The sequence below is a fragment of the Mesorhizobium sp. M1217 genome, assembly GCF_040318275.1.
Classification (GTDB): domain Bacteria; phylum Pseudomonadota; class Alphaproteobacteria; order Rhizobiales; family Rhizobiaceae; genus Mesorhizobium.
Window position 1 is genome coordinate 1 of record NZ_JAMYMA010000020.1, and the last position, 22,323, is coordinate 22,323.

The 22,323-nt window shown below is 62.9% G+C and carries 18 protein-coding genes; 8 read left to right on the forward strand and 10 right to left on the reverse strand.

All coding sequences use genetic code 11. The annotated features are described in order from the left end of the window. Nucleotides 1-98 precede the first annotated feature (98 nt). Nucleotides 99-3,602: a carbamoyl-phosphate synthase large subunit gene (carB, locus tag NKH37_RS27160; protein ID WP_353005993.1), complete on the reverse strand. Its 3,504-nt coding sequence runs from the start codon at nt 3,600-3,602 to the stop codon at nt 99-101. Between the two features lie 208 nt (nt 3,603-3,810). Then, nucleotides 3,811-4,917, reverse strand: coding sequence for an SH3 domain-containing protein (locus NKH37_RS27165; RefSeq protein WP_353005994.1), 1,107 nt, complete (start codon nt 4,915-4,917; stop codon nt 3,811-3,813). A 47-nt stretch (nt 4,918-4,964) separates the two neighbouring features. Here NKH37_RS27165 and NKH37_RS27170 point away from each other — a divergent pair, with 47 nt between their 5' ends. Next, a complete protein-coding gene (locus tag NKH37_RS27170; protein WP_352494930.1) occupies nt 4,965-7,373 on the forward strand; it encodes a DNA/RNA non-specific endonuclease in 2,409 nt (802 codons plus the stop codon). A 116-nt stretch (nt 7,374-7,489) separates the two neighbouring features. Here the strand turns inward: NKH37_RS27170 and NKH37_RS27175 are convergent, their stop codons facing one another. Both NKH37_RS27175 and NKH37_RS27180 read right to left on the reverse strand, forming a co-directional pair. After that, nucleotides 7,490-8,236, reverse strand: a complete 747-nt coding sequence (locus NKH37_RS27175) for a metallophosphoesterase family protein (RefSeq protein WP_353005995.1) — start codon at nt 8,234-8,236, stop codon at nt 7,490-7,492. A gap of 91 nt (nt 8,237-8,327) precedes the next feature. Then, nucleotides 8,328-8,684 carry an ArsR/SmtB family transcription factor gene (locus NKH37_RS27180; protein ID WP_023719360.1) on the reverse strand — a complete coding sequence of 119 codons (357 nt, stop codon included), beginning with the start codon at nt 8,682-8,684 and terminating at the stop codon, nt 8,328-8,330. 182 nt (nt 8,685-8,866) lie between these two features. On the opposite strand from NKH37_RS27180, the gene NKH37_RS27185 reads away from it, so the two are divergent. Then, nucleotides 8,867-10,045: an MFS transporter gene (locus NKH37_RS27185; RefSeq protein WP_023719359.1), complete on the forward strand. Its 1,179-nt coding sequence runs from the start codon at nt 8,867-8,869 to the stop codon at nt 10,043-10,045. Between the two features lie 38 nt (nt 10,046-10,083). On the opposite strand, the gene NKH37_RS27190 is transcribed toward NKH37_RS27185, so the two are convergent. Next, nucleotides 10,084-10,542, reverse strand: coding sequence for a MarR family winged helix-turn-helix transcriptional regulator (locus NKH37_RS27190; protein WP_353005996.1), 459 nt, complete (start codon nt 10,540-10,542; stop codon nt 10,084-10,086). Between the two features lie 195 nt (nt 10,543-10,737). Here NKH37_RS27190 and NKH37_RS27195 point away from each other — a divergent pair, with 195 nt between their 5' ends. Further along, nucleotides 10,738-11,529, forward strand: coding sequence for an SDR family NAD(P)-dependent oxidoreductase (locus NKH37_RS27195; RefSeq protein ID WP_023719357.1), 792 nt, complete (start codon nt 10,738-10,740; stop codon nt 11,527-11,529). A gap of 11 nt (nt 11,530-11,540) precedes the next feature. Here NKH37_RS27195 and NKH37_RS27200 read toward each other — a convergent pair whose 3' ends face one another. After that, nucleotides 11,541-12,140: a LysE family translocator gene (locus NKH37_RS27200; RefSeq protein WP_353005997.1), complete on the reverse strand. Its 600-nt coding sequence runs from the start codon at nt 12,138-12,140 to the stop codon at nt 11,541-11,543. Between the two features lie 92 nt (nt 12,141-12,232). Here NKH37_RS27200 and NKH37_RS27205 point away from each other — a divergent pair, with 92 nt between their 5' ends. After that, on the forward strand, nt 12,233-13,102 hold the full coding sequence (locus NKH37_RS27205; RefSeq protein WP_353005998.1) for a LysR family transcriptional regulator: 870 nt from the start codon (nt 12,233-12,235) through the stop codon (nt 13,100-13,102). 55 nt (nt 13,103-13,157) lie between these two features. Here the strand turns inward: NKH37_RS27205 and NKH37_RS27210 are convergent, their stop codons facing one another. Both NKH37_RS27210 and NKH37_RS27215 read right to left on the reverse strand, forming a co-directional pair. Next, entirely contained in the window at nt 13,158-13,811 is a 654-nt protein-coding gene (locus NKH37_RS27210; protein WP_352494935.1) for a dihydrofolate reductase family protein, read from the reverse strand. Nucleotides 13,812-13,962: 151 nt separating this feature from the next. Further along, the gene (locus NKH37_RS27215; protein WP_352483177.1) at nt 13,963-15,330 is read right to left on the reverse strand and encodes an Nramp family divalent metal transporter; all 1,368 of its coding nucleotides are present in this window, start codon (nt 15,328-15,330) and stop codon (nt 13,963-13,965) included. Nucleotides 15,331-15,566: 236 nt separating this feature from the next. Between NKH37_RS27215 and mntR the strand changes: the two genes are divergently transcribed. Continuing rightward, entirely contained in the window at nt 15,567-16,022 is a 456-nt protein-coding gene (mntR, locus tag NKH37_RS27220; protein ID WP_023678308.1) for a manganese-binding transcriptional regulator MntR, read from the forward strand. A gap of 34 nt (nt 16,023-16,056) precedes the next feature. Here mntR and NKH37_RS27225 read toward each other — a convergent pair whose 3' ends face one another. Next, nucleotides 16,057-18,105 (reverse strand): hypothetical protein, encoded by a 2,049-nt coding sequence (locus NKH37_RS27225; RefSeq protein WP_353041831.1) that lies wholly within the window; start codon nt 18,103-18,105, stop codon nt 16,057-16,059. Between the two features lie 206 nt (nt 18,106-18,311). Between NKH37_RS27225 and ypfJ the strand changes: the two genes are divergently transcribed. The 3 genes from ypfJ to NKH37_RS27240 all read left to right on the forward strand — a co-directional run bounded on the left by ypfJ (nt 18,312) and on the right by NKH37_RS27240 (nt 21,910). Next, the gene (gene ypfJ, locus NKH37_RS27230; protein WP_352846776.1) at nt 18,312-19,232 is read left to right on the forward strand and encodes a KPN_02809 family neutral zinc metallopeptidase; all 921 of its coding nucleotides are present in this window, start codon (nt 18,312-18,314) and stop codon (nt 19,230-19,232) included. Nucleotides 19,233-19,383: 151 nt separating this feature from the next. Next, nucleotides 19,384-20,649, forward strand: a complete 1,266-nt coding sequence (locus NKH37_RS27235; RefSeq protein ID WP_353005999.1) for a TCR/Tet family MFS transporter — start codon at nt 19,384-19,386, stop codon at nt 20,647-20,649. Nucleotides 20,650-20,962: 313 nt separating this feature from the next. Further along, nucleotides 20,963-21,910, forward strand: coding sequence for an alpha/beta fold hydrolase (locus NKH37_RS27240; RefSeq protein ID WP_353041833.1), 948 nt, complete (start codon nt 20,963-20,965; stop codon nt 21,908-21,910). A gap of 53 nt (nt 21,911-21,963) precedes the next feature. On the opposite strand, the gene NKH37_RS27245 is transcribed toward NKH37_RS27240, so the two are convergent. Then, nucleotides 21,964-22,269, reverse strand: coding sequence for a helix-turn-helix transcriptional regulator (locus tag NKH37_RS27245; RefSeq protein WP_353006001.1), 306 nt, complete (start codon nt 22,267-22,269; stop codon nt 21,964-21,966). Nucleotides 22,270-22,323 lie beyond the last annotated feature (54 nt).

A 22,323-nucleotide genomic window follows, 5' to 3' on the forward strand; every position in this document is an offset into this window, starting at 1 on the left:
GGCCGGCCCCTCCAACAGCCGACCTCTCATGAATCACGCAAAACCGCTCTTGGGAATCCTCGAAACGCTCCCGGAACTAAAAATCTGCCAAAGTAGTGCTAGGCAAAATACTCCTGCAGCGGTCTCACCTCGAGGCTTCCCGCCCGCAGCGCCGCAATCGCCTCAGCCACCGCAGCCGCGCCCGACAGCGTCGTGTAATACGGCACCTTCTGCATCAGCGTGGCGCGGCGGAGCGACTTCGAGTCCGAGACCGCCTTCTGGCCGTCCGTGGTGTTGAAGACGATCTGCACCTGGCGGTTGCGGATGGCGTCCTCGATGTGCGGGCGGCCTTCCAGCACCTTGTTGATTTTCTCGGCGGCGACGCCGTTTTCGGCGAGGAAGCGGGCGGTGCCTGACGTGGCGAGCACCTTGAAGCCCTGGCCGGCAAGGCGCTTGACCGCCGGCAGGATGCCCTTCTTGTCCTCATCGCGCACCGAGACGAACAGCGTGCCCGCGCGGGGGAGATCAACACCCGCGCCGAGCTGGCTCTTGGCGAAGGCAAGCGCGAAATCGCGGTCGAGGCCCATGACCTCGCCGGTCGAGCGCATTTCCGGGCCGAGCAAGATGTCGACGCCGGGGAAGCGGGCGAAGGGGAACACCGCTTCCTTGACCGCGATGTGGCCGGGATTGCGCGGGTCGGGCATGGCGCCGTAATGGGCGAAGGCGTCTTCCAGGCTTTCGCCGGCCATGATGCGGGCGGCAATTTTGGCGATCGGCCGCCCGATGGTCTTGGCGACGAACGGCACGGTGCGCGACGCCCGCGGGTTGACCTCCAGCACATAGACGGTGCCGTCCTTGATCGCATATTGCACGTTCATCAGGCCGCCGACATTGAGCGCGCGGGCAAGGGCTGCCGTCTGGCGCTCGAGCTCGTCGACCAGTTCCGAGGGCAGCGAGTGCACCGGCAGGGAGCAGGCACTGTCGCCGGAATGGATGCCGGCCTCCTCGATGTGCTCCAGGATGCCGGAGACGTAGGTCGACTTGCCGTCGCAGAGGCAATCGACATCGACCTCGATGGCGCCTGACAGATAGGTGTCGAACAGAAGCGGGTTCTTGCCGAGCAGCGTATTGATCTGGCCGGTCTTGTCGTTGGGGTATTTCTGCTTGATGTCCTCCGGCACCAGGCCGGGCACGGTGTCGAGCAGATAGGATTGCAGCATGCTCTCGTCGTGGATGATCTGCATGGCACGGCCGCCGAGCACATAGGACGGGCGCACCACCAGCGGGAAGCCGAGTTCGCCGGCAACGAGGCGGGCCTGCTCGACCGAGTAGGCGATGCCGTTCTTCGGCTGGCTGAGGCCGAGCTTGTGCAAGAGCTTCTGGAAGCGGTCGCGGTCCTCGGCCAGATCGATCATGTCGGGCGAAGTGCCGAGGATCGGGATTCCGGCTTTCTCCAGCGCGTCGGCGAGCTTCAGCGGCGTCTGGCCGCCGAACTGGACGATGACGCCGACGAGTTCGCCCGAGGCCTGTTCGGCGCGCAGGATCTCCAGCACGTCCTCCGGCGTCAACGGCTCGAAATAGAGCCGGTCGGAGGTGTCGTAGTCGGTCGAGACGGTTTCGGGGTTGCAGTTGACCATGATCGCCTCGAAGCCGGCGTCGCGCAGCGCAAAGGCGGCGTGGCAGCAGCAATAGTCGAACTCGATGCCCTGGCCGATGCGGTTGGGGCCGCCGCCGAGGATGACGACCTTTTTGCGCGACGAGACCTGCGCCTCATTGGCGAGCGCACCGGCGAACGGCACTTCATAGGTCGAATACATGTAGGCGGTGGGCGAGGCGAACTCGGCGGCACAAGTGTCGATGCGCTTGTAAACGGGATGAACGTCGAGCTTGTCGCGAATCTTCTGGATCTCTTCGACATCCTTCCTGACCAGCGACGCGAGGCGGGCGTCGGAAAAACCCATCGCCTTCAGCATGCGCAGATTGGCGGCGTCCTGCGGGATGCCGTGCTCGCGGATGCGATCCTCCATGGCGAGGATGCCGGCGATCTGTTCGAGGAACCACGGGTCGATCTTGCACATGGCGTGCACGTCTTCCAGCGAGGTGCCCATGCGGATCGCCTGCGCCACCATGCGCAGCCGGTCGGGCGTTGGCGTGCCCAGAGCGGCGCGGATAGCGTTGCGGTCATCGACATGGCTGGCCGGCGCGTTCCCGTGGCCGATGCCCGGGATCTCGATCTCGTCCAGACCGGTCAGCCCGGTTTCCAGCCCGCGCAAAGCCTTTTGCAGCGATTCCTGGAAAGTGCGGCCGATGGCCATGACCTCGCCGACCGACTTCATCGAGGTGGTCAGCACCGGCTCGGCGCCGGGGAATTTCTCGAAGGCAAAGCGCGGAATCTTGGTCACGACATAGTCGATGCTCGGCTCGAACGAGGCCGGCGTGGCGCCGCCGGTGATGTCGTTCTCGAGCTCATCCAGCGTGTAGCCGACGGCGAGCTTGGCGGCGATCTTGGCGATCGGAAAACCGGTCGCCTTGGAGGCAAGTGCGGACGAGCGCGAGACGCGCGGGTTCATCTCGATGACTACCAGGCGGCCGTCGGCCGGGTTGACGGCGAACTGGACGTTGGAGCCGCCGGTCTCGACGCCGATCTCGCGCAGCACCGCGATCGAGGCGTTGCGCATCATCTGGTATTCTTTGTCGGTCAGCGTCAGGGCCGGGGCGACGGTGATCGAGTCGCCGGTGTGCACGCCCATCGGGTCGATGTTCTCGATCGAGCAGACGATGATGCAGTTGTCGGCCTTGTCGCGGACGACCTCCATCTCATACTCCTTCCAGCCGAGCACGCTCTCCTCGATCAGCACTTCGGTGGTCGGCGAGGCGTCGAGGCCGGACTGGACGATCTCGTAGAATTCGGCGCGGTTGTAGGCGATGCCGCCGCCGGTGCCGCCCATGGTGAAGGACGGGCGAATGATGGCGGGCAGGCCGACGTGGTCGAGCGCTTGTGCTGCGATCGCCATGCCGTGGCTGATGTAGCGCTGCTTGCGGTCGCCTTCGCCGAGGTTCCAGCGCGTTTCCAGCGCATCGAGCGCGGCGTCGAGATTTTCGGGCTTTTCCGCCTTCAGCGCGGCGCGCTCGGCCTCGTGTGTCTTGCGGTCGGCATTCTTGACGTCGGTGGCGTTGGCCAACATCGACTTCGGCGTTTCCAGGCCGATCTTGTTCATCGCCTCGCGAAACAGCGCGCGGTCCTCGGCCTTGTCGATTGCGGTGGCGTCGGCGCCGATCATCTTGACCTGATAGCGGTCGAGCACGCCCATGCGGCGCAGCGACAAAGCGGTGTTGAGCGCGGTCTGCCCGCCCATGGTCGGCAGCAGCGCGTCGGGCCGCTCCTTGGCGATGATCTTGGCCACAACTTCCGGCGTGATCGGCTCGATATAGGTGGCGTCGGCCAGTTCCGGGTCGGTCATGATGGTGGCCGGATTGGAATTGACCAGGATGACGCGAAAACCCTCTTCCTTGAGCGCCTTGCAGGCCTGGGTGCCGGAATAGTCGAACTCGCAGGCCTGGCCGATGACGATGGGGCCGGCCCCGATGATCAGGATCGACTTGATGTCGGTGCGTCTTGGCATGTCGAGGGTCCGTTCGGCGGGCGGCTTGCACAAAAAGCCGGACGGGATGACCCGGCCGGTTGTGCTCGCGATTCTGGTATCAGGCTAGGAGGGCCTTATAGGGAAGAGTTTTGCCGGATGTAACCCCCTAAAATGCGAGTAGGGGAGTAGGGGAGTAGGGAGTAGGGCAGTAGGTTCGAGCGCCCTTTAAACATATTGCCCTACTGCCCTACTGCCTTATTCCCTTACCACTATCCCCCAACGCCAAAGCATCCGTGATCTCGAACCGCTCGGAAGCACCGATGCGGATCATGTTCAGGCTGCCTTCGCGCGTGAAGCGGAATTCGCCGGGCCCGTTTGAGCCGGCCGGCTTGCCGGCCTTGAAGCTGATGATGCGCGTGCCGCCATCGGGCCATGTCACGGTCACGTCGGTCTTGTCGCCGGTGCGCACGACCGCCGCCTTGCAGTTGGTCATCGGCTGGCCGAGATAGCGCGCGCAAGGGATGGCGTTGCCAGCACCAGGGACCGGTGTCCCCGGCGGCTGAAGCCGCGCAACGGTCTGTGCGTCGGGCGGAGGCGCCGCGTTGGCCGCGCCGAAATTTTGGACGGGACCCATTGCCGCGGGCGCCGATCCATCAACCTGTCCGGTCGAGGGGTTTCCAGCGGCCAGGGCCAGGCGGTAAGCATCCTCGATCGCCACCCTGCCGATTGCGTCAGCGGAGTTCAGCTCCGTTTCGGGAGCGGTCGCGCCGAGGCGCGTTGTCAGATCGGGCAGCGGTTGAGAGGCAGGGCTCTCCGTATTGGCCGCCGCCTGGGGTGTCACTTGCTGGGGATTGATAGGGTCGAGGTAGCGCGCGGGCGCCCATCCGCTCAGCTTGGGGTCGTCAATGTCTTCAACCTTGCACCACCGATGGCCGCTGACGTCGCCGCAGCCGAGATTTTTCAAGCTCGAACCAATCGGCAGCCGCGCCTCGATCTTGCCCATCGCCGATGCCGTGGCGCGCACGTTCAGGAGATCACCCGGAGCGAGACCAGTCACAATCGAGATGATGGGCTCCGGCTCCTGGGCACTGGCCGGCGGGCCCGCCAGCATCAGCGGAGCGGCAATCACCGCAAGCAGCGTCGTCGGGAGTGTTACTGTGCGCCTAATCATCTGCCATGGGCGGTAGGTTGCATTGCCGAAGGCGCGGCCAGGCACGGAAACGCCATCGCACGCCAGCCGGTTTTTATAGGCGACGAGGCGGCGCTGTGTAAGCCCCGAAAATGAGTAAGGTGCCGCGTGTTGAATCGCGGAGCAGGCCCCTTCCGTGAGCTGAAAGCCGGCAAAATATTGCACATTTCATGTAAATATGCACTCTCTCAAGTAAGGTTTGGGAGGGAAAGATGGTCGACCTTGAAATATTCGCGCAAGTGGAAAACATAGTTCGCCAGCGTATCAAGAAAACGCGCGCGGAAATTGAGGCTTCACTTGGTCACATCGCCAACGGCAATCCGCTGGCCGCCGAACAGACCCTCTCCAGGCGACTCGACAGGTTGCAGGTAAAAGCGTCGCTCAGCCGCACCGAAGCGGAGATGATATCGGCAGCAATCGACATGAGGTCTGCCGGGGAGAGAAAGGCCGCCGCCAAACAGCCAGGACCGGAGGCAATTCTCGGCCCAACGCTCGATTTCATCGGTGTCGCATTTCTGGAGCGTGGGCGCCGTGTGGCCGATGCGGTCGGCCGCGTTGCCTTTCTCAACGGCAATCCACAAGGATCGGGTTTCCTGGTCGGGCCAAGGCTGTTCCTCACAAACAACCATGTGATTTCGTCGCCGGCAGATTCCCGGCGCTTCCAGGTCCAGTTCGATTATGAGCAGGACGGTGCGAATGCCGTGCGCACGCCGACGACGTTCCTGCTCGATCCTGAATCCTGTTTCGTGACCGATAGCATAGAGGGTCTGGACTATACGCTGATCGGGGTCGGCGAGCGGCGTTCCGGCCCAAAGGAACTGGGGGAGTTCGGTTTTATCTCGCTGTCGGACGCGCGCGACAAGCATATGCTTGGCGAAATCGCCAACATCGTTCAGCACCCCGATGGCCGCTTCAAGGAACTGGTGCTGCGTGAAAACCGGCTGGTGGCCCGCGACGAAACGGTTCAAGTGCTGCACTATGTTGCCGATACCGAACAGGGTTCGTCCGGTTCACCGGTTTTCAACAATGAATGGGAGCCAATTGCCCTGCACCATTGGGCAGGGCCATTCCACGAGGTGACGGGCATAGGTGGCTATGCGCTGACGCGCGAGATCAACGAAGGCATAAGGATCAGCGCCATCGTTGACGATCTGGGCGCTAGAAAGTCCAGGCTGCCGGGCTCCTCGGCATCGGCGGTTTCGCAAGCTCTGGCGATTTGGGCCGGCACGCCGCGCATGATGGACGAGACAGTTCGGCTGAACGCCGACATTCGCGAAGATGTGCTGGACAAGCCGGTGCAGCGGCCGGAACCGGATGACAATCCACCGGCGACGAGACACAACGCCGATGGCTCGGTCACCTGGACTTTTCCCGTCGAGATAAATGTCCGGGCGCCCTTGATCGACCGCGACGGAGGCGATGCGAGACGAAGCGACGAAGGCCCGGCAAGCGAACCCGCAAAGTTAGCAATCGCCGAGGCAGCGGCTTGGAAAACAGAGGATTTCGACGATCGCGGAGGGTATGAACCCGGCTTCATACCGGGCTTTGTCCTGCCAATGCCGACGGTTGCCAATTCACCCTACCGGTTGGCCAAGAACCTTCTTGCCAAACCGGGCGAGGATCCACACGAATTGCGCTATCATCATTTTTCGATCTTGATGAACGCCGATCGCAGGCTTGCCTTCGTCACCGCCTGCAATATCGATGGATCTCGCACCAAGGCGGTCAATCGTGACGACAAGACCGTCATCGACAACCCGTCGCTTGTCGAGTTGGGAGTGGAGTCGATTTCCGGTGCGGAAGCCAGCGACGCTTTCCGGCCCGACCGTCGCATCGACCCTGGCGAGCAGATGACCCAGGAATTCTATTCGAGCCAGAATGTGCCTGGATTTCCCGTCCTAAAATCCAAGGAACGAATAGCTCGAATGTTCCAGAAGGGCCATATTACGCTTCGCGGCGACCCTGCATGGGGAGTGGATCAGGAGGCGGTCGCGGCAGAGCGGGACACGTTTTTCTATCCCAATGCTGCGCCGCAAGTCGGCTTCTTCAATCAGGGAAGCTCGCTTGACCATCCCGGCTCCAAGGGGAAACTGAGATGGCGCGCGGTGGAAACCTATGTGCTGCGCAACGCCTATACGACGCGAGGCCGTGTCACGGTGTTCGCCGGCCCAGTGTTCCGCGAGGACGATCCTCCTTACCGCTTCAACAGCCATGTTCCGCTGAAATTCTGGAAGATCGCGCTGTGGTCCGATCAAGCTGGCCTGCGCGCCATCGCGCTGCTGGCGGACCAGAAGCCGGTTTTGGAAGTGATGCCCGAAGCGTTCGGTGGGCGTGCCGAGGCATTCGACGACCCGCTTGAAATTGCCAGGGTATCGGAGTTCCTTTCGACGGTGGCCGAGATTGAAGAACTGACTGGCCTGAACTTTGGCCAGCAGGTGCGCGACGCCGACATTCGGGCCGGATCCGAATCGGCCCCCGCACAGACTTTCAACCCAACGCAACTGGCGCCCAAGACCTCACGGCCAAAGGCTTCATCGCCCAAGACTTCAGTGACCAAGACTTCGGCGGCCAGCACCCGACGTCCTGCCAGGCGATCGAAGCGATCCGCGTCCGACAAGTGAAGATTGGACCGGTCGCGGCCATTGAGGCTGCTTGCCTGCCGCTCGAAGGCGGTCATCCGTTCAGCCTGGCATGGGCAAGCTCAGCCTGTTCCTCGTTCGGCCCGGTATGAACGCGGTCAACCCGGCATGAAGCCGGTGCGTAGCGCGTGAGCCCATTCCGGCCGTCCCGCCTGATCGGCCTGACGCGCTGCCGCCTCATGGTCGTAATCGACGGCGATGGCCTCGAAGCGATCGGGATGCAGGTCGACGATGCCATAGCGGGCGTGCGGCGAGCCTTGTTGGGAGACATGCGCCGGCGGCGTGTCGTCGTGATAGGCCGGGCAGCCGATGCTGCCTGGATTGAAAATGACCGGACCGCCGGGAATGCGGACCAGCTCGCTGCGGTGGCTGTGACCGCAAAGCATGATGCGGCAGGCGGGATCGATCACGCCGAGTCGCCGTTCGATGGCGGCCAGTGGGGCGCGCACCAGCCGGCCGTCGACTATCGCGTCAGCCAGGTATTTTTCATCGTGGTCGGGCCGGGCATGGAAGGCGAGCACGCCAGGCGCCACCTCCAGCGTGACGGGCAGCGCGAACAGCGCCTCGCGCTGGGCTGCCGCCAGCCGTTCATGCGCGTAGCGGTCGGAAGGCCACATGGTCTCGTCGGCGGTGTCGTAGGCAACGCGGCGGTCGTGGTTGCCGCGCACCGTCGGCAGGTCGAGCGCCTCGAGCCGCTCCATGGTCTCGCGCGGCCAGAGCGGGCCGGAAACGCAATCGCCGAGATTGACAATGAGGTCGGCGCCGCCGCGTCGCCGCAGATCGTCGAGCACGGCGTCGAGCGCCAGGACATTGCCGTGGATGTCGGCGAGGACGGCAATGCGCATGGCAGGCTCCGTTAATGGCTGGAGAGCAGGTGAAGCTATTTTGCTCGTCGTCGCGAAGCGGGCGAGAGCGAAACCCAGTTTCGGGGTCGCTCTAGGCGCGGACCTCGATCTCGTGGCCGCCGACCGCCGGCAACGATGCGTCGTCGCCGGCCGCGGCAATGACGCTGTCGAGCAGACCCGGGAAGCGGCGGTCGAGATCGTCACGGCGCAGCGTGATCAGCCGGCTGGTGCCAACCGCCTCGGTGCGGGTAACGCCGGCCTCACGCAGCTTGGCCAAATGGTAGCTCAGATTGGTCTTCGAGCAGAGGTCGAGGAACCGGCTGCAATTCAGCGGCACGCCCTCCTTGCTCGCGAGATAGCGCACGATGGCCAGTCGCGTCGGGTCGCCGAGCACGGCAAGCACGTTCGGCAGGCTGATCTGGTCGGCGGTGGGATGGGGCAAGGTCATGACCAGGAATTAAGCACATTCGGGGCCGATTTCAACGCATCTGATCCTTCGCGGTTCTGGTGGTATTCGGGCCTGTCCTGACACAGGGCTGTCAGTAGGGTTCGATTAGTCTGCACAAGCTCATTGACATCATGCCCTGTTATGTCCAATTGTTCAATAACCTTTGAACTAAGGAAATTGCCATGGATAAGCGCCTCATCTGGCTTGCGCTCGGATCGTTCACGATTTCGACCGAAGGTTTCGTCATCTCCAGCCTTTTGCCCGACATTGCAAAGGATGCGGCCATCTCCGTTCCGCTCGCCGGCACGCTGATCACGGCGTTTGCGCTCGCCTATGCGATCGGCACGCCGATCCTGGCAACGCTGACTGGCGAATGGGACCGGCGCCGCGTCATCCTGTGGACGCTGGTGTTCTTCGTGTTGGGCAACGTCGCCGCGGCGCTGAGTTCCTCCTTCGAATTGCTGTTGATCGCGCGCATCGTCATGGCGCTGTCGTCAGGCCTGTTCGCGGCGACCGCGCAGGGAACGGCCGTTGCGCTTGTCGACGATCATCACCGCGCCCGCGCCATTGCCGTGGTCGTCGGCGGCACCACGGTTGCGGTGGCGGTCGGCGCGCCGCTTGGCGCGCTTGTTGCGACGGTTGCCGGCTGGCGCGGCACCTTCTTTGCCATTGCCGGCCTTGGCGCGCTCGCCGGCGCGATCCTGTGGTACCGGCTGCCGCGCGGCATCGTCGGCACCAGGCTGCCGCTCCGGATGCGATTGGCAGCGGCACTTCGCCCCGGCGTCATGCCCATCCTGGTGACGACGATCCTGGCACTGATCGGCGCCTTCACTGTCTTTGCCTTTGTCGCGCCGCTCGCCATCGAAGGCGGCGGCCTGAGCCCGATCGCGCTACCTGGAATGCTGCTCGCCTTCGGCGTCGGCGCGGTCATCGGCAATATCGGCGGTGGGCAGGCCGCCGACCGTTTCGGCGCGACGCGCACCGTCTGCTGGTCGCTGGCGCTGAGTGCCGCCATGCTGGTCACGTTTTCGCTGATCCCGACATTCCTGCCGCGCGAGATCGCCGGGCCGGCACTGATGGCCATGATGGTGCCGTGGGGTATCGTCGGCTGGGCGTTCCCACCGGCGCAGGCCAGCCGCATCATCAAGCTGGCGCCCGATGCCGCGCCCATCGTGCTGTCGCTGAACGCTTCGGCGCTCTATCTCGGCGTCGCACTGGGGGCCGTGGTCGGCGCCGCGGTGCTGCGCTATGGCGCACCGGCCGACCTCGGCGTGGTCGCGGCGGCATTCCCGATCATTGGTTTGGGCGTGATGCTGGCGGGACACCTGGCCGCACGTCCGGTGGCGATGCCGGCCGAATAAGGCTTGTTAGCAAAGCTTGGCTGCCGGCCGCCGATAATTCAACTCGCGGCCGGCGCTGCGTCAAAATCCAACGCGGCGATTTCGTCCAGCGCCGCTCGCAGGCTTGCCGCCTGCTCTTTTCCAAACATCTCCTCGAAGCGCTGCTGGGCGACTTGCCACAGCTTCAGAGCTTCTTCGAGCTTGGTCCAGCCCTGCGGTGTCAGCCTGACGCGCCTGATGCGGCGGTCGGCAGGGTCGGCGAAGGCCTCGACATAACCGTCCCGGATCAGCGGCTTCAGCGTATGACCGAGGGCCGACAGGTCCATGACGAGGGCTGCGGCAATGGCACCCATGGTCGGTTCATTGCCGACGTGGATTTGATAGAGCAGGCCCTGCTGCGTGGCCTTAATGCCCGAGGGTGCGAGCACATCGTCATAGAACTGGCCGAGTTTCCGCGTCGCGCGGCGCAGCATGGCGTTGTTGCAAAGCACCAGGCCGGGCAGGGTGGTTCGGGACATTGGCGGATTTCCGATGAGGGGACCGGAAGGGACCCTCGATGCGAACCAGAAATAGTCCTTACTCCGCGGATTGACAAGATGGTGGCATATGCCTACGTATGAATAGTGGCATATGCCTTTAATTAGCCTGCCGTTCGAAGCAAGGGTGTTGCCCTGCGGCACCGGCATTGGAATCGAACCAGAAGGAACAAGACAATGAGCGAACAGAACAAAGGCACGGCGGTCGTCACCGGTGCCTCGTCGGGCATCGGCGCGATCTATGCCGACCGGCTCGCCGGCCAAGGTTACGATCTGGTGCTGGTGGCGCGGCGCGCCGACCGGTTGGAGGAATTGGCGGAGAGGCTCCGCTACGCGTATGGCATCAAGGTCAGCGTCATCAGCGCCGACTTGGCCGACGACGCCGATCTGCGACGGGTTGAACAGGCGATATCAACCGACGACAGCGTGACGCTGCTGGTCAACAATGCCGGCCTTGGCGGCGCGCAGGTGGTGGCAACGGCCGACGCCGATGTCGCCGAGCGCATGATCAAGGTCAATGTGGTGGCGCTGACCCGGCTGACGCGCGCGGTGCTGCCAGGACTATTGGCGCGCAACCGCGGCGCCATCGTCAACATCGCCTCGGTGCTGGCCTTCGACACCTCGTTCGGCGGCATCTATAGCGGCACCAAGGCCTATGTCGTCAACTTCACCGAGGCCCTGCAGCGGGAAGTCGCCGACAGCAGTGTAGCCGTACAGGTTGTGCTGCCGGGGGCTACGCGGACCGAGTTCTGGGAAGTCGCTGGAAGCGATATTGCCAATGTGCCCCAAGAGATTGTCATGACTGCGGACGATCTGGTCGATGCCGCGCTTGCCGGCCTGGCCAAGGGTGAAGCGTTCACGGCACCGGGTCTTGCCGACGTTGCCGGGGTGGATGCCTTTCTTGGCGTCCGACAAGGCTTCTTCGGTAGCCTGCTGGCCGGCAAGCCGGCGGCACGCTACGCTGCCTGAAATAACTGGTCTTACGCTGTCCGCCACATCGGAATGATCGAGGCGGCCAGCAGCAAGCCAAGCACGGCGTTGAGGATGCGCCACTGCCGCTCGGTTCGCAGCAACCGGGCGAGCAGCGTGCCCGCCACGCACCACGCCGCCAGCGATAGCGCCGCGGCAAGGCCGAAGACCGTGCCGAGCAGCAAGGCGAGCTGCAGTGGCCCGCTGGCGAGCGCGGCAAAAGATGCCGCCGCTCCCAGCCCCATGGCCCAGCCCTTTGGGTTCATCCATTGCAGGCCGGCGCCGCCCAAAAAGCTGTTCGGCTTTGCCATGGTCACGTCCAGATTGGGCGGGCCGCTGCGGCCGATCTTGAGGGCAAGCCATACCAGATAGAGGGTGCCGGCTATTTTCATTGCCAGTTGCAAAGAAGGGGCGGCGGCCAGCAGACCGGCGAGCCCGGCAGCACCTGCCGCAGCCACCGTGGCCAGGCCGGCCGCACTTCCGGCCATCAGCGGTATAGAGCGGCGAAAGCCGAACTGCGCGCCGGACGCCGTCGACAAGGTCGTGGCCATGCCGGGCGTTGAGGTTGAGACCAGCGCGAACAGCACGAGGGGAAGGACGGTTTCAAGCATGCTGCTTCCTTTGAAGCCTGCACGGTAGGTCTTTTGGCTCATCAGTAAATTCAATGTTTGCGATGGTCGCTATTAAGAAGCATAATAGTCAGATGGCTCGCAATCTCGATACCGCCTTGATCCGAACCTTCGTCACCGTTGCCGATAAGGCCAGCATGACGGCAGCAGCGAATGCGCTGCATTTGACGCAAGGTGCCGTCAGCCAGCAGATCAAGCGTTTGGAAGAGGTTCTCGGCTGCAGGCTGTTCGAGCGCGACCGGCGTGGATTGCGGTTGACCCGATCCGGCGAGCGATTATTCGGCAAGGGCAAGCGCCTGCTTTCCCTCAATGACGAGATCCTGGCGGAGATAGCGGGCGATGCGGTTGCCGGTCAGGTGCGGCTTGGCGTGCCGTATGACCTTGTCGGCACCTTGCTTGCGCCGGTGCTCAAGGCCTATGCCGAGGCGTATCCGCAGGTCGAGATTTCGCTGATCTGTGCTTCGTCGCCGGAGTTGGCTGCGGCCTTGGCGGCCGGCACGATAGAGCTCGCGGTGATCGAGGAGCCGATCGGTCGGTCGGCCGGCGAATGCCTTGTTGTCGACCGGCTGGTTTGGGTCGGCGCCAAAGGCGGCGGGGCTCGCAGCAAGCGCCCCTTGCCGGTTTCGATGGTGGCCGAGACCTGCGCGTTCCGCCCGGTGGTGCTGGAGGCGCTTAACGAGCACGGCCTGGAATGGCGCACCGTATTCGAAAACGGCAGCATCGACGCGACGACAGCGACGGTGCGTTCGGACTTGGCCGTCACCACCTGGTTGGCATCGACCGTGCCTACCGACCTCGATATTTTGGCCAACGATCCGGAACTGCCGTCATTGCCGAATTTTTCGATCAATCTGCATTTGCCGAAGCACGGCCTTGCGCCGGCTGCACTGGCGTTCGCGGGCCACCTCCGCGATGGGTTGGCACGGCGACGGGAGGCGGCTTAGAAAACAGCAAAAAGGACGGCCAGTGTTCAGCCGTCCTTGATCGCCTCGGCAGCCTCTATTTCCAGTTCTTGCGCCGCTCGATCTCGGCTTCGGACGGCTGCTCCGTGGCAAAGGACCCGGTCTTGATCTCGCCGGAGCGTTCATAGCTCGCCATGATGACACCGGTGGTCGATGCCTGCGAGCGGGTCAGCTTGAAGGCGGCAGGTATTGTGCCGCTGCCGAACAGTTTTTTGCCCTTGCCCAGCACCAGCGGGAAAATCAGCAGGCTGATCTCATCGATCAGGTCATTGGCGAGCAAGGTCTGGATCAGCTCGCTCGATCCCTGAATGAGCAGGTCCGGGCCGTCCTCCTGCTTCATCCGGCGCAATGTCGCCACGACGTCGCTGCCGAGCGGCTGGCTGTTTTGCCAGGACAGCGTATCTGGCCTGTGCGTCGCCACATATTTGGTGACGGCGTTGAAGCTGTCGGCGATCGGGTCATTCTTCTGATAAGGCCAGTGGGCGGCGAAGATGTCGTAAGTTTTGCGGCCGAGAAGCAGCGCGAACGGTTTTGAAAACGTCTCGCCCATGGCGGCGCCCATCACATCGTCCCAGTAGTGGAACGTCCAGCCGCCGAACTTGAAGCCGCCGACCGGGTCCTCGTGCGGGCCGCCGGGCGCTTGCATGACGCCGTCGAGGCTGACGAATGTTGCGGCGATGATCTTCCTCATTGGAGCTCCCTTTCCCTGATCCGTGCCGTCATGGCCGGACTTCGAGCCAAGGACGGGCGAACGGACATTTGTCCGACAGCGGCCGGCAAATTTCCAGGGCTGGAAGGGCGGATGACTGCCGACCTTAGTTGCGTCAGTTTGGAGCAGACGCTCAGCCCAGACCGACGACCGTATCGTAGAGCAGCTTGAAGTTGAGCACCAGGATGAGGGCGGCAACCACCCAGGCCAGCACGGCGACGGCGCGGGAAATGGCGAAATTGCCCATTTTGCGCTTGTCCGAGACGAACTGCACCAGCGGGACGACCGCGAAGGGAAGCTGCATCGACAGGATCACCTGGCTGAAGACCAGCAACTGGCCGGTGCCCTTCTCGCCATAGAGGGCGGTGACGACCACCACCGGGATGATGGCGATGCCGCGCGTCAGCAGGCGGCGCGCCCATTGCGGGATGCGCAGCCGCAAGAAGCCTTCCATCACGATCTGGCCGGCCAGCGTCGCCGTCACCGTCGAGTTCAGGCCGGAGGCAAGCAGCGCCACGGCAAACAGAATGGAAGCAATGCCGAGGCCGAGTAGCGGCGACAGCAGCTCGAAGGCCTGGCCGATCTCGGCGACGTCATGATGACCGGTGCCGTGGAACGCCACCGCCGACACGATCAGGATGGAAGCATTGACGAACAGCGCCAGTATCAGCGCGATGGTCGAGTCGGTCGTCGCCCATTTGATGGCGTCGCGCTTGCCGCGATCGGTGCGCTCGTAGGCGCGGGTCTGCACGATCGAGGAGTGCAAATAGAGATTGTGCGGCATCACCGTGGCGCCGATGATGCCGATGGCAATGTAAAGCATCGCCGGATTGGTGACGATCTCGGACGACGGCACGAACATGGCGTGCAGGATGGAGCCGACCGGCGGCGCGGCGGCAAAGATCTGAATGGCGAAGCAGCCGAAGATGATAATCAAAAGCGCTATGATGAAGGCCTCGAGGAAACGGAAGCCCTTGTTCATCAGCAACAACAGCAGGAAGGCATCGAGCGCGGTGATGATGGCGCCGCCGATCAGCGGAATCCCGAACAGCAGTTGCAAGGCGATCGCCGTGCCAATGACCTCGGCCAGGTCGCAGGCGATGATGGCCAGTTCGCAAGCGACCCACAGCATGAAATTGACCGGCCGCGGGTAATAGGCGCGGCACGCCTGCGCAAGGTCACGGCCGGTGGCGATGCCGAGCCGGGCGGCGAGCGCCTGCAGCAGGATCGCCATCAGGTTCGACAACATGATGATGAATAGCAGCGTGTAACCGAACTGGGCACCACCGGCGAGGTCGGTCGCCCAATTGCCCGGATCCATGTAGCCGACCGAAACCATGTAGCCCGGCCCCACGAAGGCGAACAGCCGGCGAAGCCATATCCCCGAGTGCGGCACCGCGATCGTTGCGTTGACTTCGCGAAGGCTGGGCTGCTCGTCGTCTTCCGGGCGGGCAAATCGCCACATGGATCGGGGGGCTGAGGTGGCTTCGGCTTCCGACATGAAATGGCTTTCCACTGGAACGATCGATGTTGTCTCCTTATCTATGCCACGGCTGAACATTATGCAATATGCTATATTTCATTGTTCGTGCTTTTTCGTATGGCCGCTTGACGGTGCGACCGGAACGGCAGTGAACGCCGGTTGCGCCGGCCACCGAATGGAAATAAACGGCCAGAACCAATAGGGTTCCGTGTTATGACTGCAATGCCGATTCAAACTGCCGGGAGGAGCGCGTATTGGCGCTGAAGAAAAGACCGGTTCCTCGCGAAAAGCCGCTGCCTGACGCAGAAATCCACTCGGAAGGGTTCCGGCAGACGCGTGAAGCGCGCCGCAGCGCGCTGGTCGAGGATTATGTCGAGCTCATCGCCGACCTGATCGAGGACGGCAACGAGGCGCGCCAGGTCGACATCGCGGCACGGCTCGGCGTCGCCCAGCCGACGGTGGCGAAAATGCTGACGCGGCTGTGCGCCGACGGGCTGGTCTCCCGGAAACCCTATCGCGGCGTGTTCCTGACCGATGCCGGCCGCAAGGTTGCGGAAGAGAGCCGCATTCGCCACCAGACGGTCGAGGCTTTCCTGCGCTCGCTCGGCGTCAGCGCCGAGACGGCGCGGATCGACGCCGAAGGCATCGAGCACCATGTCAGCGCCGAGACGCTCGAAGCCTTTCGCAAGGCAATAATCGCCGCCCGCTGATTGATCGAAGCGATATGCAGTGCGACTGGCCTGCTCACTCATTCGTATCCTGCACCCAGTTGCGCGGGTGACCATCGACGCGAAACTGAAAGATGAAATAGGGTGGGATGCAAGTGCCCTTGCCGGGCTTTGCTTCCGGCAGATCGTCAAAACCGGCGGTGCAGATATAGTCCTCGCGGCAGGGATGGGCCTTGTCGCAAGCACGCAGGCCAGCGGTCTTGGTGAATTCCCTGGTGCAGAATTTGTGGTCCTTGCCGGAGCCTACGCAGTCGTTGAAGCCGGTCTTGGCGAGGCGGCCGCAGCTTGCCTCGTCGGGCAGCTTTTCGCAGGTCGCCTTGCGCAGCATGCCGCCGGGAAAGCCGCCAGTCTTCTGCTCGGGATTATCGTAACGCTGGCGCGCCGCGCCATAGCCGGCGAGCTTTATCGGCGGTTTTCTGTCCCTGGCCGGGTCGATGGCGCAGGCCTTCGCGGTTGCCGGTGACAGACGGCAATATTGGTCGTTGCCCCATTTCGACATCCTGATCTCGCCGAACTCCACCGGATCGCCGACCGCGGTGCCGGCCTCGCTGACGCAGGTACCAAAGCCCGGATGGATGGCGCTCTCGTGGACCCCGGCGCAACGCAGGCCTTTGTCGCAGGTCCAGTCTACGAAACTTGGGTCGGTGCCGCGATAGCAGGTCGAGCCCCATCCATTGTAGAGATCGGTGCCTTTCAGCGCTTCGGCGTATTTTGCCTCCTGACGGCCGGCAAAGCCGCGGCTGAAATCCGGGTGTCTACCAGCGGCGAACGACTCGACAATGGCGCGGCGGCGCGGCAGGTCGGCAAAAAACACAGCCGAGCCCGGCACGAACACCGCGTTGCGGCGCGGTTCGCTGGCCGGGTCGGCGCCGGTGTAATGGAACCCGGCGATGCCGTGCGTCTGGTGACAGCCGGTGCAGGTCATCTCGTTGAGGCGCAGATTGAAGCCGGCCACCGATTTGACGGTGCGAAGCGTATTGCCCTTGGCGACATAGACCTTGAGCGCTTTGTCGATAGCATCGTCATCGAGCAGCCCAAAAGCCAAATTGTTTTGCGACCGGCTCATACCGCCGGGTGCCACCGAAACCGCGGTGGTCGCGAGGAATTTTTCGTCGATCACCAGGCGGCCACGGTCGAGATCATAGATGTTGCGGTCGGTGAGCAGCCATCTTTCGAAGGTTTGCCTGTCGGCCAGCACCAGCTTGCGGTCGATCTGGTTCTCCATTTTCGCTTCCTGGAAAATGGCTTTGGCCGGGTCCCACTTGAATATCTTCAACAGATACTCAGCGTGGCCGCCGAAATCGCGCCGGCTCGAAGCCGATAGGCGCACGACCTGCATGTTGAGCTCGAGCCGCATGATCTGCGAAGAATTCAACATCGCGCTGGAAAGCGGGCCTTCTTCCGAGCGCAGCCAGGCCGCCAGTTGATCCGGCTCCAGATTCTTCTGCCCGGCGCCAAGCCAGCGCTTCGCCACGTCCGCGCAGGAACCGTTAGCCGAGCGCGGACGGTCCTTCGAGGCGCGAGTCTGTGCCGAAGTCGGTATGGCGTTGAAGACCAGGCTCAGGGTCAGCGGCAGGCGCGACGAGATGCGTTGCCCAGGCTTCTCCTCGACCGAATAGTGGAAGCGGTAGATCAGCCTGATCTCGCCGCATTCGGTGTGGCCGAGATAGCCGCGATCCATGCGATTGACGATGCCGGTCAGGTCCAGCGTCGAACCGTCGTCGTCGATGTATTTCGGATTGAACTTCTGGGTGATGTCTTTCGAGTTTGCCAGAGCGGCTACATAGGAGTCGGGGCTGTTCCTTGGTTCGTCTACGATCTGCTGTTTGACGGCGTTGCGGACCGGGCTCAGCGCGCGCACCGAAAACAGCCCGCGATTGTCGACGTCGCGTGTCAGTCCGAGCGCTGGCCCAAGCAGATGGCTGATCGATAGCCCGCCGCGCTCGAGCGCCTGCAAGGTCTCGGGATCGGTGATTGCGACACTGGAATCGAGAGTGACGGCGCTGGCCGGCGCGGGGCCTAGGCAAGACAATGCCGCAAACAGCAACAGAACCCGCCCGATCATCCGCAAGCGCCCCTCGCTTCCACAGCCACGGTAGATGCTACAGACCTTGCGACGTCTAAGCCAGAGCAGACCCGCGTCAGCAGGCATTGCTTGTTAGCGCGAAAAATACTGTGACTTGGCGTAACCATTGGGATAATTGTTTGCTGGGTTGGAACCGGCCAGGACATCGGCGGGTTGATTGCAAACGTGCATCACGGGGAGTTGCCATGCTCTGGAAGGGCCGTCGTCAGAGTGACAATGTCGAGGACGAGCGCGGCCAGAGCGGCGGGCTTGGCGGCGGGCCGGGGCAGTTTCGCATCCCGATCGGCGGTCGCGCCGGCGGCGGCGGCATGTCGGGCATCATCATCGTAGGATTGATTTTCCTGGCAGGGTGGTATTTCGGCTTCGACCCGAGTCAGATCCTCGATAACAGCGGCTTGCAGCCCGGCGGCGGCGGCCAGATCACCGACAATAGCGGCGAGCAAGGCGGCGGTACCGGTGCGCCGGCCTCCGACGAGATGAAGCAGTTCGTGTCGACCGTGCTGGCCGAGACCGAGGATACCTGGACTGGTATTTTCCAGTCCGAGGGCCTGACCTATCAAGATCCAAAACTGGTCCTGTTCAGCGGCCAGATTCGCTCCGCCTGCGGTTCTGCCTCGTCAGCGGCCGGACCATTCTACTGTCCCAACGATCGCAAGGTCTATCTCGACACCACCTTCTTCCAGCAACTCGATCAGCAGTTCGGTGCCTCGGGCGATTTCGCACAGGCCTATGTTATCGCGCATGAGGTTGGCCATCACGTGCAGAACCTCGTCGGCATCCTGCCCAAATTCAACCAGATGCGGCAGAATATGAGCGAGGCCGACGCCAACCACATGTCGGTGCAGGTCGAGCTGCAGGCCGACTGCTTTGCCGGCATCTGGGCACATTTCACCGGCCAGAAGGGCATTTTGGAACAGGGCGACATGGCGGAGGCATTGAACGCCGCAAAGCAGATCGGCGACGATACGCTTCAGAAGAAGATGCAGGGCTACGTCGTGCCGGAAAGCTTCAACCACGGCACGTCGCAGCAGCGGCAGACCTGGCTGGCTCGAGGCTTCCAGAACGGCAAGCTTTCGGACTGCGACACGTTCAACAACCCGATCTGAGCCCGACGGTTTTCTCGTAATCCGAGAGACTGGATCGCAGTCAGGGGATGTCAGGATGAAAACACCCTGCCCGTTCCCTCATTGTTCCCAGCGATGTGCTCGCCTATAAGGTGTGTTCCCGTTCGCTCGGGCGGCCCGAGGAGATACCATCATGATAGACCCCAAAACCGCCAGGCGGGGCCTTGCGCTTGTTTTCACCACCCTGCTGCTCGACATCATCGGCTTCGGCATCATCATGCCGGTGCTGCCGGCCTATCTCAGAGAATTGACCGGCGTCGGCATCAGTGAGGCGGCTATCGAGGGCGGCTGGCTGTTCTTCGCCTATGCGGCGATGCAGTTCATTTTCGCACCAGTGATGGGCGGGTTGAGCGACCGGTTCGGACGACGGCCGATTCTGCTCGCCTCCGTGCTGACGTTTTCCATCGACAATCTGATCTGTGCCATCGCCTGGTCCTATCCCATGCTGTTCATCGGGCGTGTGCTGGCCGGCATTTCCGGCGCCAGCTATTCCACGACATCGGCATTCATCGCCGATATCTCGACCGACGAGAACCGTGCGAAGAATTTCGGCCTGCTTGGCATCGCTTTCGGCGTCGGCTTCGTCATCGGGCCGGTCCTGGGCGGGTTGCTCGGCACGTTCGGGCCGCGCGTGCCATTCTATTCCGCTGCCGGGCTTGCCTTCGTAAACTTTTTGATCGCGCTGTTTCTGTTGCCGGAAACGCTCGATAGCAAGCATCGTCGCCGCTTCGAGTGGAAACGCGCGAACCCGGTCGGCACGCTCGTCCAGATGCGCAACTACGAAGGCATCGGCTGGATCGGGCTTGTCTTCTTTCTGATGACGCTGGGGCACATGATGTATCCTGCGGTCTGGTCGTTCGTCTCCAGTTATCGCTATGGCTGGAGCGAACAACAGATCGGCTTCTCGCTCGGTGCCTTCGGCCTGTGCGGGGCTATCGTCATGGCGACGGTCCTGCCGCGCGTGATCCCCAAGCTCGGTGAGTGGAAGACGGCGGTAATCGGTCTGGCATTTACGGCACTCAGCGCCTTCGGCTACGCATTCGCGTCGCAAGGCTGGATGATCTATGCAGTGATCGTCGTCGGCTGCCTCGAGGCGTTGGCCGATCCGCCGCTCAGGAGCCTTGCCGCCGCCAAGGTGCCGCCTTCGGCACAAGGCGAACTCCAGGGCGCGATGACGTCGATCTTCTCGATCACCTCGATCATCACGCCGCTGCTTTATACGGCGATCTTTTCCTGGTTCACGGGGCCGAACGCGCCCGTGACCTTCGGCGGCGCACCCTACCTGCTCGGCGCGATTTTCCTGACGCTGGCGCTCATCGTCTTCGTCACGAAAGTAGCCAAGCCGGCGGCGCTCAGAAACGTCACGTCCGGCGTTGCTGAAGACGGAGCACAGATATGAGCCATGACGGCCGCATCGCCCTGACCAAGGACGGGCTGTGGAGACAGATCCGGCCAACGAAATGCCCATCACACTGGTTCTTCGGGAGCCTTCTTCTCTTTGCGCGACTTAAACAGACCGGTTGACCGGTTTTAATGGCTTCATTGAAAAAAGGCGATAGGAATGAGGGCAACAACGCAACTCCGGTAATCGCGCGGTCCGGCCTCGAGGCATTCGCGCCGCATTTTGTAACTCTGACCATTCGAACTCCCGCCCTAGTTTACGTCAGAAGCAACAAACGCGGGACCTGGATCGAAGACGAGAGGAGAGCAACATGTTGAACCGGATACTTCATCGCGCGGCGCTCATGGCTGTGGCTGTCTGCGCGGTGCTCGTTGTAGTGGCGGCTCATGCGGCGCCTGCTGGACGGGCAGGTCAGGTGCCGCCCGGGTTCACCTCGGCCAAAGCCGCGGTGAACGGCAGCAGCATGCACTACCTGCGTGGCGGGCACGGACCAGCCCTTATCCTGGTGCAGGGATTTCCGGAAGATTGGAACGAATACCAGGCCGTCATGCCGAGACTGGCGCAACGCTTCACCGTCGTTGCCGTCGACCTGCCCGGCATAGGCCGCTCGGAGCCTGCCAGGGGCGGCTATGAAGCCGCCAATCTTGCGGCGCAGATCCATGGGCTTGCCGACGCTCTGCATCTGGAAAAACCCTATGTGGTGGGTCACGACCTTGGCGGCATCGTCACCTATGCCTATCTCAGGCGCTTTCCCGACACGCTGCGCGGTGCGATGATCCTCGATGTTCCGATGCCCGGCATCGACGGCTGGGACAAGGCGATATCAGGCACGTGGCATATCGGTTTCATCCAGGCGCCCGGCGGCCTCGCCGAAAAGGTGGTTCCCGGTCGGCAGGCCGCCGTGCTTGGCTGGTTCCTCGACTTCGGCAAATTCACCAGGCAGGAACGCAAATACTATTTTCGCATCTATCGAGCGCCTCAACTGCATGCCGCGTTCGAGATCTACCGCGCCTTCCCCAGCGATGCCGAATGGAACGCCGCCCAGACGGCGCCGAGTACCGTTCCGCTCGTCATCGCCTTCGGCCAGAAGTCCCCCTTTGTTGCGCTGCTGCCGACCTTCCTCGCCGGCTACCGCGCCAAGGGCATGAGCCATGTCGAGCGCGCCGAGATCCCCGATGCGAGCCACTATGTGCTGGCCGACAATCCTGATGCGGTTGCCGAGCTGATTGAGAAGCGGGCGGGCGCCGGCGCGCCATGACCGGGATCAGCTAAAACCAAGGGAGAAGAAGCCGCAAACCAGTGTAGCATCACCTAGTGCTCAATCCATTCGGTTGGAATGTCGAGCGCCTTGACCAGCATTGCACCTGTCTGCGCCGATGGTTTGCGGCGATTGGACCCCAGGTCCGACAGAAAACCCTGGCTGACGCCGATCATGGCCGCCAAATCGGCTTGCGTCAGCCGCCGCCAGTTGCGCAGCGCCTTGAGCCGGCTGGAGCCCCGCAAGATGTCCATGGTCACGTCCGCGGGCAGTGCCCTTTCCGCTCGGAGATCGGCCTTACGCTCGTCGTAGATCGCCGCATCGGCAGCGTCTTCCAGAGCTTCTTCGGCGGCACGCAAAAGGATCTCGTAGTCCCCTTGGGATAGCGACCAGCTCCTCACCGGTTGGGGTCT